General features: G+C 67.3%; 12 protein-coding genes. 2 read left to right on the top strand and 10 right to left on the bottom strand.

Features of this window, described 5'->3' with window-relative positions:
* Positions 1–20: 20 nt before the first annotated feature.
* The gene (locus U1769_RS09225) at positions 21–224 is read right to left on the bottom strand and encodes a hypothetical protein (protein ID WP_332714953.1); all 204 of its coding nucleotides are present in this window, start codon (positions 222–224) and stop codon (positions 21–23) included.
* A gap of 770 nt (positions 225–994) precedes the next feature.
* On the opposite strand from U1769_RS09225, the gene U1769_RS09220 reads away from it, so the two are divergent.
* Positions 995–1558 carry a hypothetical protein gene (locus U1769_RS09220; RefSeq protein WP_332714951.1) on the top strand — a complete coding sequence of 188 codons (564 nt, stop codon included), beginning with the start codon at positions 995–997 and terminating at the stop codon, positions 1556–1558.
* A 255-nt stretch (positions 1559–1813) separates the two neighbouring features.
* Here U1769_RS09220 and virB11 read toward each other — a convergent pair whose 3' ends face one another.
* The 8 genes from virB11 to U1769_RS09180 form a co-directional block, all read right to left on the bottom strand.
* Positions 1814–2746, bottom strand: coding sequence for a P-type DNA transfer ATPase VirB11 (gene virB11, locus U1769_RS09215; RefSeq protein ID WP_332715771.1), 933 nt, complete (start codon positions 2744–2746; stop codon positions 1814–1816).
* A 62-nt stretch (positions 2747–2808) separates the two neighbouring features.
* Complete coding sequence (locus U1769_RS09210; RefSeq protein WP_332714949.1) at positions 2809–3945, bottom strand: TrbI/VirB10 family protein; 1137 nt, start codon at positions 3943–3945, stop codon at positions 2809–2811.
* Entirely contained in the window at positions 3945–4625 is a 681-nt protein-coding gene (locus tag U1769_RS09205) for a TrbG/VirB9 family P-type conjugative transfer protein (RefSeq protein ID WP_332714947.1), read from the bottom strand. Before U1769_RS09205 ends, U1769_RS09210 begins: the two co-directional genes overlap by 1 nt.
* A gap of 5 nt (positions 4626–4630) precedes the next feature.
* The gene (locus tag U1769_RS09200; protein ID WP_332714945.1) at positions 4631–5470 is read right to left on the bottom strand and encodes a VirB8 family type IV secretion system protein; all 840 of its coding nucleotides are present in this window, start codon (positions 5468–5470) and stop codon (positions 4631–4633) included.
* A complete protein-coding gene (locus U1769_RS09195; RefSeq protein ID WP_332714943.1) occupies positions 5467–6735 on the bottom strand; it encodes a TrbL/VirB6 family protein in 1269 nt (422 codons plus the stop codon). The genes U1769_RS09200 and U1769_RS09195 overlap by 4 nt, the downstream gene beginning before the upstream one ends.
* Complete coding sequence (locus U1769_RS09190; protein ID WP_332714941.1) at positions 6735–9107, bottom strand: VirB4 family type IV secretion/conjugal transfer ATPase; 2373 nt, start codon at positions 9105–9107, stop codon at positions 6735–6737. The genes U1769_RS09195 and U1769_RS09190 overlap by 1 nt, the downstream gene beginning before the upstream one ends.
* Positions 9086–9370 (bottom strand): VirB3 family type IV secretion system protein, encoded by a 285-nt coding sequence (locus tag U1769_RS09185; protein ID WP_332714939.1) that lies wholly within the window; start codon positions 9368–9370, stop codon positions 9086–9088. The genes U1769_RS09190 and U1769_RS09185 overlap by 22 nt, the downstream gene beginning before the upstream one ends.
* Positions 9371–9373: 3 nt before the next feature.
* A complete protein-coding gene (locus tag U1769_RS09180; protein ID WP_332714937.1) occupies positions 9374–9700 on the bottom strand; it encodes a TrbC/VirB2 family protein in 327 nt (108 codons plus the stop codon).
* Positions 9701–9975: 275 nt separating this feature from the next.
* Here U1769_RS09180 and U1769_RS09175 point away from each other — a divergent pair, with 275 nt between their 5' ends.
* The gene (locus tag U1769_RS09175; RefSeq protein ID WP_332714935.1) at positions 9976–11061 is read left to right on the top strand and encodes a nucleotidyltransferase domain-containing protein; all 1086 of its coding nucleotides are present in this window, start codon (positions 9976–9978) and stop codon (positions 11059–11061) included.
* A 3-nt stretch (positions 11062–11064) separates the two neighbouring features.
* On the opposite strand, the gene U1769_RS09170 is transcribed toward U1769_RS09175, so the two are convergent.
* Complete coding sequence (locus U1769_RS09170; RefSeq protein WP_332714933.1) at positions 11065–12357, bottom strand: MFS transporter; 1293 nt, start codon at positions 12355–12357, stop codon at positions 11065–11067.
* Positions 12358–12365: the final 8 nt, after the last annotated feature.

Here is a 12365-nt window from a genome sequence, read left to right as displayed (position 1 = left end):
GGGCAATGGCCGGAGTGGACTCAGTCCTCCACCAGATCGAGATAGGCGACCACATCATTCTCGGTCGCCAGGAACAGCCCGGCCTGCACCTCGGCCGGCTGAGCGTGCGCGATCGCCATCGCCTCGCCCAGCGGCCCGTAGAACAGCGTCGACGCGCCGCCTCCGTCATCCCCGTCGGAGAGGTGGTAGAGGCGCACTGAGGCATCATCGGAGGTCGTTCGCATGCGGGGGTAGATGCGGCCGGACGGGCCGTACCGCAAGCGATTCAACCTCGGCGAACGGCGCTGAGTGTCGCGCAATGCGCTGGGCTACGGGTCGATCGATTCAACTTGGTCGCAAAGCGTTGCAGCAACGTGCTGGGCGGGATGTCACGGACATCTGCCCCGCTCTTTCCCATTGTTAGGTGACAGGACGTTCTGGAGTGGCGGGATAGTCCGGTATTGCGAGGGATATCGTGGGACGAATGGCGGTTTTCCGGGCATCTCCGAAGGTGCTGCCAAAAAATCGGCTTTTCGGCGGTGTCTAGAGTGCAGAGCGATTTAGACATTGTTCTGACAGGAAACGCTGGAGTCGGGGGCGGCGCGCTCAAAGGCTTCTCAGAGGGCTCTCAGGGGCGGATTACCGTCGCTTTTCGCGGTCGGTGCCGGCGGTAAGAAAGCCAGAAAGCCAGAAATCTGCCTTGCGGAAGTGGGACCATTGGGGGCCTAGTTAGGCGCGAGGGTCCCACCTAGCGCAAACCCTCAGGAAACCGCGGTTTTTCGAGCATCCGAGCGCGCGGCGCCGGGATCTGCCCAAAAATTAAGTGGGACCCTTTTCCTCCGATCCGTCATCCGGCTGGCCGGATTTGGTGCCGACCGTCTCGAAGATATTGCCGCGCGCCTCCCCGAGTTGCTCGCCGGCTTTACGGTCGAGCCGGTGGAGCTAAACTATCGGTCGAGCGGCCAAGTGACGGCGGCGCGGGAACTGATCATAAGTGGCGGGAAGGAGCGATCCGATGAGCGACGACAAACCCATGCGCCAGCAATCTCCAGCTACTGCAGCGTTTGCTTCAGGCCTTCTTGCGATCGATCGGCACGCCTACGAGCGCCTGCTTTCCCGCCGAGACGAGCTTGAGGACAGACTGTGGTTTGGTGGAATCGCGATCAATGCTGCCTCGCTCCTCGCCTTGCTATCGGCTCTAGGTGGCAAAGGGGAAGCCGCTAAATGGCTCGGTTTTGATGGCCCAATTGCCCTCGGCTCCGCGTGCGCATTCACGGTCGGGCTCATAGCAGCGATAACTGCGCTAACGGTGCGGCAGCGGATCTACTATCGCGAAACGTCGGATGCATACATGCGCGTGATGACTGCGGTGCGCATCGTTAGCGAGTTCGAAACAGCTGATCCGGATGACCACGACAGGTTGGAGGCATTGTTCCAGGAGTACCTAGGTCTTCCTCTTGTAAGTTTCCAATTCTCCCGAGTGGCCATCGTTTTGCAGAGCTTGAGTGGCGGCGCGTGGCTGGCGGGAATACTGATGCCGATTACGAGGGCTCTTTTCACCGCTTCTGGCTTCGGCTGAGGAGTCAGAGTGCTCCAGAAAGTCTTGTCGAAAACTCCAGAACCGTGTCACGCTACACCCATGGTGAAATGTTGGACGATGCCAGCCGCCGTTCAGCGGAAAAGCGCGCGGCTGTTTTCCGCTGTTATCGGTAACAGGGAAGAGGCGCCCCAAATCCTTGATTCAGCTTCGGAAAATCTCGTCGAAAATCCAACATAACAGCGGAAGAAAAATGGGATGGCCGAATAGGGGCTTTGTTGGAGCCAGGAACGGCGATCAGGCGGGCCGACGCAGCACCACTTCCGCGACATGCCGGCGCCCGCCCGATCGCGCCAGCTGAACGAACACGTCGACCGTGCTGCGGACATAATGGACCACGTCGTCGCGGGTCAGCCTTGTGCCCGTCTGCAGCACGAGCAGCGCGATCTGTTCGACCGCGCGTTCGGCGCTGTCGGCATGGACGGTGGTCATCGATCCGGGATGGCCGGTATTGACCGCGCGCAGGAACGCATAGGCTTCCTCGCCGCGCAGCTCGCCGAGGATGATCCGGTCGGGGCGCATGCGCAGCGAGGCGCCGAGCAGGTCGTCGGCGCTTACCCGCGCTTCGCCGAGCGCGCTGCGTGCCGCCAGCAGGCCGACGGCATTGGGATGACGCAGATGAAGCTCCGGCGTATCCTCGATCAGGATCAGCCGTTCCTCGGCCGGGATCTCGCGGATCAGCGCGTTGAGGAAGGTCGTCTTGCCGGTCGAAGTGCCGCCCGAGACGAGGATGTTCTTGCGCGCCCGCACGGCCCTGGCCAGCATGCCCGCGATATCGCCGGCATCCAGCATCATCGCCAGCGCGCGATCGATGTCGGACGTGTCCTCGTCGCCGTGCCGAGTCTCGGCAAAGGCGCCGCTGGCGACATAATCGCCGAGCGCGAGATCGGGCGAGACATGCTTGCGGATCGCCAGCGCCAGCGGCCCGCGCGTCGCCGGCGGGCCGACCACCTGGACGCGCGCGCCGTCTGGCAGCGTCGCGGAGAGCAGGGGATGCTCGCGGCTGATCCCCTGGTGCGACAGCGCCGCGATCTGGCGCGCGAGCCGGGACAGCGTCGCTTCGTCCAGGCCCGGCGCTTCGTGCCGCTCGATCGCCCCACCCGTCGTCTCGACCCAGACCTCGCCCGGGCGATTGACATAGATGTCGGTCACGTCGGCCCGCTCGAGCATGCTCGCCAGCGGCGCGAGATAGCTGCGCAGATAGACCGGGCGGTCGTCCCGCGCCGCGGCGCTCACCGCTTGGTCTCGACGCTGGTGAAATCGAGATCGCGCGCGACGAACACCGTGATGGCCGTACCCTGCTTCACCTTGAGCGTCGGCTGGATCTGCTGGCCCTGAGTCAGCGAGCTGGTCGCCCCCTGCAGCGTTCCCGGCAGCGCGACGACCACCGCCGAGTTCGAATTGCCGATGCGCGAGGCGAGATTGACCCCGACATCGAGCGTCGATTGCAGGATCGCCGAACCGAAGCGTTCGAAGAAGTGGCTGTTGACCTGGCCCTTGATCCCGACCCGGCCGAGCGGATCGGCGGCGGGCGAGCCGAGCGCGATCGTCACGCCGTCAGGCCGGACGAGCCGGGTCCACGTCACGTTCGCGCGATTCTGCCCCGGCTGGAGATCGGCGCGGTACTGGCCGATCAGGCGGCTGCCGCGCTGGATCAGCACCCGGCTGCCGTCGAAGCCGCGCACGTCGCGCTGGACCAGCGCGCGCGCCAGCCCGGGGCGAGTCGAATCGAGCGCCGTCTCCAGCACGGCCGGGATCAGCGTACCCTGCGGCACCGTGGTCGGGCGATGCCGCATCACCGTCGCCCGCGCCCGCGAGGCGAGCGCGGCGCCCCCGCCGCCGGCACCGCCGGCCGCCGGGGCAGCGCCGGCTCCGTCGCCGTCAGCCACGGCGGCCGGCGCGCCGGCCTCTCCGACGGTCGTATCGATGATCAGCGCCGGATCGGCCGTGCCCCGCCCCTGCATCGGCGGTGCGGGCCCGACCGGCGGCTGCGGCATCGGTTGCGGCACATAGACGATCCGCGGCTCCTGATAGGGCGGCGGCTGCGGTTGCGGTGGCGGCGCTGGCGGCGTTGCTTCGGCGACCGGGGTCGGCGCAGGTGCCGGCTCGGGCGGGATGTAGAGCGGCGCGGGCTGGGGCGCGGCACCGCCGAGCGTATCGGCGAAGCGCGGCTTGGTGGCCGGCGCGGTCAGCGCCTGTCGCCGCGTCTCGAGCACGCTGAACAGGAGGATCGCGAGCAGGCCGATGGCGATCGCGAATACCCACCACGGCATGCCGGAGGACGGCACCGCGACCACCGGCCGCACGCTGGCCTCGCCATCGGGCCCGACCCGGGGATCGCCGCCGTTCACGGGGGGTGACGTCGCCATCAGCGCTTCGCCTTCACGCGCACTGCGCTCGCCACATCCTTGTCGAGCCGGAACAGCAGCTTCGGCTTCACGCTGTCGATCACATATTGGCCGTCGCGCATCGCCCCGTCGACGAGCATCTCCCGCCCCTTCTCGTCGATCGCGAAGATCGCCGGCAGCGGCTTTTCGGGCGGCCAGACGATATAGGTCTTCTCGCCATCGTCATCGATCGCCGTCGGTCGGATCGCCCGTGCGCCGCTCACCTTGTAGCGTCCGGGCGCCATCGCAGGCGCCGTCGCGGCAACGCTCGCCACAGCCGGCGCCGGATAGGTGAAGCGCACGATATAGGCCATGTCCGGCAGCGGCCCGTAAAGCGGCTGCAGATCGAACATGTAGCTGCGCGCATCGGTCACCACCGTCAGGTTGGTGGTGACGCCGGGCTGGATCGCCTTGATGAACAGATGGTCGCCGCGCTTGTTGGGCGTCACCTGCCACGCGCCGCTGTCCCCGACCGCGACGTTCTCGATCCGCTCGTCGAGCGCGAATTCGACCGACAGCTGATAGCCGGTCGCGACCTGGAGCTGCACGACCTGGTTGCTGTCATAGACGACCGACTGGATACGCGGATCGCCCGGCCCGGGCGTCGGGCGCAGCTGCGCGTCGGCCGCCACCGGCGCCAGCAGGGCCAGCAGGAGCGGCACCCACCTCAAAGCTGCACCTCGGGGCGGGCCGGCTGAGTCGGCGCGCGACGCGGCGGTGGAAAAGTCGGTGCGGCGGCCGGCGGCACGGCGCCCGGCTGCGCGGGAACCTCGGTCGTGGTGGTGGTCGTCGTCACGGTCGAATCGACCACGACCGGCTCGGCCGGCGTCACTTCCTCGGCATCGCGGCGATAGCCGGTGACCTGGAAACCGAGCGGGTTCACGAACCGGTCCTCGCGCGTCATCGGCTCTCCCGAGAAGCGATAGCGGATGATCGCCACCCAGGACTGAGTCGGCAGCGCCCGGCCGCCGGCATCCTGCCGCTGCGTATCGAACCGGACGAGCGCCGCGTTGCCGCCCAGCGGCGATACGCTCTTCACCCGCGCCGACACGATCGTCGACCGCGGATAGCGCGCGAGCGGGCTGGCCGGGTTCGACACCTGCACGCTCGCGACATATTCGGCTTTGGCCGGATCGGCCGACCAGATTGTCGCCTTGCGGTAATTGGATTGCAGCGCGGCGATGTCGAAGCTTTCGCGCGCGATGACATATTGCACGAGGAAGGACTGAGTCAGCGCCTTGTCCGGCGCGATCCGGTTCGCGTCGAGGGGCTTCAGCGCTTCGACGAAGCCGGTGTGGCGATCGACCAGCAGGGTATAGGGCTCGACCGTCTTGAGCGGCGTCAGCACGATCAGCGCGATCGCCTCGCACACCGCGATGGTGCCGGCCGCGGCGGCGACCAGCCAGGCCGTGCGGCGCGATGCGCGCAGCATGTCCTGGCGATCGGTCGCCCAGCTTTCCGCCTCCCGGTAATAGGCGTCGAGCGACTCTCGTGAGGTCTTCTTCATGCGTTCCTGTCCCGCCGGGACGCGCCGGCCGATACGCGCCCGCGCGTGCGGCGCCGATAGCTTTGGCCGAGCGGCATCGGCGCCGCCACCGGAATATCCCGCGCCGCGGCCGGGGCCACGCCGCGATAGCTGAGTTGTGCCGGCGGTGGTGGCGCCATGCCCGCCTCGCGCCGCTGGCTGGCGGCGACTGCGTCCGCCACGGAATGGGCGCGCGAGCGGTGATCGATCGCCTCGGGCTGTTCAGCTCCCGCCATCGCCGGCTGCAGGTTGCGGTCGCGCAGGGACTCGGCCCAGCGCGCCGCCGCGCCGCGCCATGCCACCGGCATGCGGAAACCCTGCGCCACCTTCGCGGTGGCGATCAGGGCGGCGAGCAGGGTCAGGGCGAACACCAGGCTCATCACCAGCAGCTCGACCGGCACCGAGGGTGTCGGGATATTCTGGCGGCGCAGCTCGAGGATCGCGATCAGCCAGGGCTCCATCAGCGCGAGCTGTACGCCCAGCACGATCGCGGTGGAGAGCGCGCCGAGCGCTGCCCCGGCGATCCCGCGCACCCATCCCTCGAACAGGCCGCGCGTCGCATCGAACAGCAGGAACAGGGCAAACAACGGCCCGAGCGCGAGCAGCAACCCGGCGATCACCCGAACGGAAGCGAAGGCGCCGATCGCGCCGGTCAGATACAGAGTCCGGGCCTGGCTGAGCATCGTCGCATCGCGCGCCGGATCCCAGCGCGGTCGCTGCTGCAGCGACTGCAGCTTGCGATATTGCTCCTGCTGCTGCTGCGGGGTCAGCGGCTGCGCGCTCGGCCCGACAACCTCCTCGGCATTGTCGGGCTTGCCGGTGCCGATCAGCTGAAGTTCGGCCAGGCCGTTGTCGATCCCCTGCAACCGCGCGACGAGTCCGCCGTCGGAACCGGGCAGGCCGGCCGAGCCGCCGACACTCGCCGCCAGCTCCGCCGGCCCGTGCATCGCGACATCATAGGCCAGCGTGCGGAAGGCCGGCCAGCTCGTCGCCAGCGCCAGCACCACGCCGATCTTCACCAGCGCCAGCACGCCTTCGCGTGCACCCGGCGCCTGGCCGAAGATCATGCGATAGCCGAACAGCGCCACGAAGATCGTCAGCAATCCGGTCAGCAGTACCGGCACAGTCGATCCCGGCATGGTGAGCGCCTGATATCCGCCCTGCCCGATCGCCTGCGCCTGGCAATCGACATAGCTGAGCACGCCGGTGAGGAACGCGCCGCCCGGGGCGATCGACGGACACGCCATCAGGCACGCTCCAGCAGGCGCGGGATCCAACTGCCGGGATCGTCACCGCTCTCGGCCCGGATCTCGTCGAGCAGCCGCACGGTGCGCTCGCGCCCGGACAGTATGGTCAGCAGGTCGCGCTCGCCCGACAGGTTGAGCCGCGCGACGACGCTGTCGGTGCCGTGCTTGATCAGGAAGCAATGCGCATCGTCGGGCAAGGTCCGCACGATCTCGTACTCGTGCGGCGTCAGGCCGAAGCCCTCGATATAATCGGCCGCCCGCGCCTTCGGGTTGGTCATGAAGATCTGCGTCGCGGCCTGCTCGATGATCGCGCTGGCGATCTTGCTCTCCAGCGCATCTTGCGCGCTCTGCGTGGCGAAGCCGACGATGCCGTTCCGTTTCCGGATCGTCTTTTCCCAATCCTTGATGCGGCGCACGAACACCTCGTCGTCCAGCGCCTTCCACCCCTCGTCGACGACGATGATCGCCGCCGTGCCGTCGAGCCGCTCCTCGACGCGGTGGAACAGATACATCATGGCCGGCGTGCGCACCGCCGGATCGTCCAGGATCGCGGTCATGTCGAACCCGACGGCATCGGCGGAAAGATCCGTCAGGTCCTCCGCATTGTCGAACAGCCAGGCGCGCTCGCCCTCGCCCCACCAGGGCCGCAGCCGCGCCCAGAGATCGGCTGCGTGCGGGCGGTGCCCGCCGCGGAACAGCTCGGCGAAATGGCGCAGCCGGCGATGCTCGCGCGGCTGGGCGAAGTTCGCGTCGACCGCGTCCTTGATCTTCGCCATGTCGTCGATGTCGACACCGCCCGCGAGCTGCGCGACCCAGTCGATCAGGAACTGGCGATTGCCGGCATTGTCCTCGATCTGCAGTGGATTGAGCCCCGACGCCTCGCCCGGGCGGAGCAGATCGTACCGCCCGCCAATCGCGCGGATGAACAGCTCGGCGCCGCGATCCTTGTCGAAGAAGATCACGCGCGGATGGAATTTCCGCGCCTGGGCGAGCAGGAAATTGAGCACCACCGTCTTTCCCGAGCCCGACGGGCCGATCACGGTGAAATTGCCCAGGTCGCCCTGGTGGAAGTTGAAATAATAGGGCCCCGCCGCCGTCGTCTCGAGCAGGGTCACCGCATCGCCCCAGTGATTGCCCTCGGCGCGGCCCAGCGGGAAATTATGCCCGCTCGCGAAGCCGGCGAAATTGCCCGTCGAGATCAGCCCGCGCCGCGCGATATATTTGAAGTTACCCGGGAACTGCGCCCAAAAGGCCGGCTCCAGCGCGATCTCCTCGCGCACCGCGATGATGCCGAGATCGGCGAGCGATGCCTGAACCTCGGCCACGCCGGCATCGACCGCAGCGGGCGAATCCCCGCGCACCGCAACCGTCATGTGATGCTCGCCGAAGCCGGCCCGGCCGGCCGCCACTTCGTCCTTCGCGCTCGACAGCTCGCCGCGCAGGCTCACTGCCTCATCCTCGGCGGAGCGCATCCGCCGCAGCGCGAGGTTCATCTTGCCGAGCGCCGCCTGACGGTCGACGAAACCGAAGGATTGCGACACGGTCAGCTCGAACGGCAGGCGCAGCAATTCGTCGAGCATGCCCGGCGCGGTCTGCGCGGGATAATCCTTGATCGAAACCATCCCGACGAAACCACGCGGCGTATTCCCCGCCGGGCCGAGTTCGACCGTCTCCTCGCCGAAACTGACCCGGCGATAAGGGATATAGCTGCCGGCATCCTGCAGCGGCATCAGCACCGGCCGCATCTCGCCATTGTACAGCGCAGAGAGGAATTCCAGCGGCTCCGAGCAGACGCCCTGTTTGGTTTCGTAGACACCGAGCAGCCGCGGCGCATAGCTGCCGAGCTGCGCCAGCAGCGCGTCGCGCGCGCCGTCGAGCTGCCGCAGCTCGTTGGCGGACGCCGCCTCCGGCGCGGTGGTGGCCCGCCCGAACGCGCCGCGCACCCGGTCAGCGATGCCGACACGCCCCTGCAGCGGACGCCGGATCAGCGTCAGGAACAGATCGTTGACGTAGAGTTGCTTGGCCGCCAGCCGCGCCCGCCAGGCCGCATCGAGCTGGCCCGAAAATTCGTCGGGAAACTTCGCCGGCAGCTCCACCTCGGCCTGGCGGCGGATCACATGGTGGTAGAGCGCGAAGCGCGACGATCCGATCGCCTGCAACATCGCGTCGCGCAGCACCTTGCGGTAATTGATCTCGTCGGTGTCCGCCGTCTCGAACAGCAGGCCGCGCAGATGGATGAACTGCATGAGCAGCCCGTCCCGCGTCTCGATCGTATGATCGTCGACGTGCCGCCCGTAAGGAAGATGGAACCCCGCCGACTTCTCGCGGGCGACCGCCCGCGGGTCGGATGTCAGGGGCGGTAGGAGTTGCATCGCCAGATCTTATGGTTGCGCACGCGCGGACAGCGGCCGAGGCGCGTCAGCCACAGGTCGAAGATGCGCGGCTCCCGCACGCACAGCACCACGCCGACGAGATGCACGATCAGGGCGACACCGAGCACCCAGAACGCATGGAAGATCAGGAACAGCTCAGTCGCGATCACGGCGTTGAACACGAAATAGCTGTAGGTGACGCCGGCGAACATCTGCGGTCGCGTGAGCGCGACGAACAGCGGATCGCGGTCCACCCCGTTCATGCCTCAATATCCGGCGCTGGCGGTGGACTGAATGCCCGCGACGATGCTGGCGGCACCGAACAAGATGAAGCAGCCGAGGATGACGGTCGCGCCGTAGCGCCAGTTGATCCGCCCGGTCAGCATCAGGAAACCGACCGATGCCACCGCGATCACGGCGACGACGGTCGCGACGGTGCCGAGCAAGGTTCCCTGCAGCCAGCGGACCGCCGACACGATCGCGCCAGACCCTTGCGGATCGGCCAGCGAATCCTGCGCCATCGCAGCACTTGACTGGATCATCGCCCAAGCCGCGGCGAGCATTGCGCCGCTGCGTCGATTCTTGCCGTTCAACCCCTGGATCCCCGCGTAACAGTCTGATTCGCCCGATCTCGACTTTGCGCGCTCGCTTGGCGCTTGCCAACAGCTTTCGGCGCCCCGCTTTTGTCTCGGGAAACGACGCCAGGATATTGCCAATCGCGATTTTTCCGCCGCGATGCTAGGCTGCAGATACTCCCGACGCACGATCAGGCAGCACGACCATCCGCCCCACCGCCTCTCCCGAATTCGCGCTCGTCTGCGCCTGTATCGCTCGTCCCTTTTCGGACGAGCGGACGGCCCTTATCCTTGTGCGCGCCGGGTCGGGCATCGACTGGAATGGCGTCACGCGCGTCGCCAAGCGCCACCGCGTGGCGGGGCTCGTCAGCGAGGGGCTCGCCCATGCCGGCCTTCCGGTGCCGCCCGGCGTCGCCCAGCAGGCGCAGCGCACCCTGCGGTCCGCCCTGCGCAATACGAGCGAGGCGCTGCGCCTGCAGCGGATCATGGAGCAGGCCGGGATTCAGCCGGTGTTCCTCAAGGGTTCGGCGCTCGCGGTGCGCGCCTATGGTTCGATCGGGGTGCGCGATTCGATCGATATCGACATGGTTGTGCCGCCCGGCGCCGTCGCGCGCGCCTGGTCGCTGCTGGAACAGGCGGGTTATGTCATGACCGCCCCCGCGCGGCGGCTCTCGCCGGGCGTCCTGCGGGCCTATCAGAAAAGCGCCAAGGACAGCGCGCATCGCCATCTCCAGCGCAAGGTGAAGGTCGAGCTGCACTGGCGCCTTTCGGAGGCGGGAAGCAGCGCCATGCCCGCCGACGGCGATTGCCGCATGGTCCAGATTCCGGGCGCGGGAACGGCCCTTCGCACGCTCGCCGATGCGCCGCTGTTCGCCTATCTCTGCACGCACGGCGCGGGCCATGCCTGGGCCCGGCTTAAATGGCTGGCGGATATCGCCGCCCTGCTCGCGATTAGCGAGGATCAGGGCGCGGCGTTGTGGACAGGCGCACAGGCGGCGGGCGCGGCGAGGCCGGCTGCGTCGGCGATCCTGTTATCCAACACCGTATTTGGAACCCCTCTGCCACCCGGTTTCGTCGCGCCGCGGTCGATCCGGCTCAGGCTGCTCAACCGGCTTGCCCTGCGTGTGATGGCGGCAGGCGGCGGCGCGCGCGAACTGACCGATACGCCGTGGAACGGGGTGGTCGAACCGACCGCAACCCTGCTGACCCTGTCGAGCGGGCAGGACGCATGGTCGCAGCTCAGGCGCATTGCGATCCCCGCCGAGGACGTCGTGTTGCTGCGCCTGCCGAGCGGGCTGGGCATGCTCTATCCGCTGCTGCGCGTGCCGCTGTGGATCTGGAAACGCACGCCCTGGTCCCCGCGCAACCGCCCTGCCTGAACCCTATTGCCGGACCCGGGCCAGCCTGGGCGACAGCAGATGCACTACGCCGACCGCGACCAGATAGACGCTGCCCGCCACCGCGAAGATCAGCGTGTAGCTGCCCGTCGTCTGCAGGATGTAGCCGGTGAACCACGCCATCCCCATGCCGCCGATCGCGCCGACCGTGCCGCCGATGCCGACCACCGAGCCGACCGCACCGCGCGGGAACATGTCCGACGGGATGGTGTAGAGATTGGCGGAGAAGGCCTGGTGCGCCGCGGTGGCGAGGCCGACGATGCAGACGGCCAGCCAGAGATTGTCGACATATTGCGCGAAGAAGATCGGCATGACCAGAAAGGCGCAAACGAGCATCGTCAGCTTGCGCGCGACATTCGCCGAAACGCCGCGCTTCATCATCGCCGAGGATGACCAGCCGCCGGCAACGCTGCCCAGATCGGAGATGAGATAGATCACGATCAGCGGCGGGCCGAAGCTCTTGAGATCGAGATGATAGGTCTTGGACAGGAAATCCGGCGTCCAGAACAGGAAGAGCCACCAGATCGGATCGATCAGGAACTTGCCCAGGGCATAGGCCCAGGTTTCGCGATAGCCGAGCAGGCGCAGCCAGCCGATCTTCTCCGCCGGGTCGGCCGGATCGCTCTCGATATAGGCGAGTTCTTCGGTGGAGAGCCGCGGCTGCTCGCGCGGGCGCCGGTAGATGACGATCCAGGCGACCAGCCAGACGAGGCTCGCCGCACCGGTGATGATGAACGCCATCCGCCAGCCGAGCCCAAGCGTGACCACGATGAAAGGCACGAGCGCCGGCGTCACCACCGCACCGATATTCGCCCCCGCGTTGAAGATGCCGGTTGCGAGCGCCCGCTCCCTGGCCGGAAACCATTCCGACACTGCCTTGATGCCGGCCGGGAAGTTGCCCGATTCCCCGATGCCGAGCACGAACCGCGCCGCGGAGAATTGCGCCGCGCTACCGGCGAAGCCGCATAGCGTGTGGCCGAGCGTCCAGATGATGAAGGCAATCGAATAGCCGATGCGCGCACCGATCCGGTCGATGATCCAGCCGAAGCTGACATAGCCGATCGCATAGGCCAGCTGGAACCAGATGATGACGGTCGCGAAGTCGGTCTCGCTCCAGCCGAGATCGGCCGAAATCGGCGCCTTGAGCACCCCGATCATCTGCCGGTCGACATAGTTGATCGCGGTGGCGGCAAACAGAAGCCCGCAGATCACCCAGCGGTAGCGGCCCATCCGGCTCGCCGCTGCGTTCGCGACTTCCGGCATCGTCGATTCAGCCATCATACTCT

Origin of the sequence: Parasphingomonas zepuensis (genome assembly GCF_036663735.1) — a bacterium.
In the GTDB taxonomy this organism is placed as follows: domain Bacteria; phylum Pseudomonadota; class Alphaproteobacteria; order Sphingomonadales; family Sphingomonadaceae; genus Sphingomonas.
Note: the sequence above shows the minus strand (reverse complement) of the source record. Positions and strands in the feature narration are given on the sequence as shown.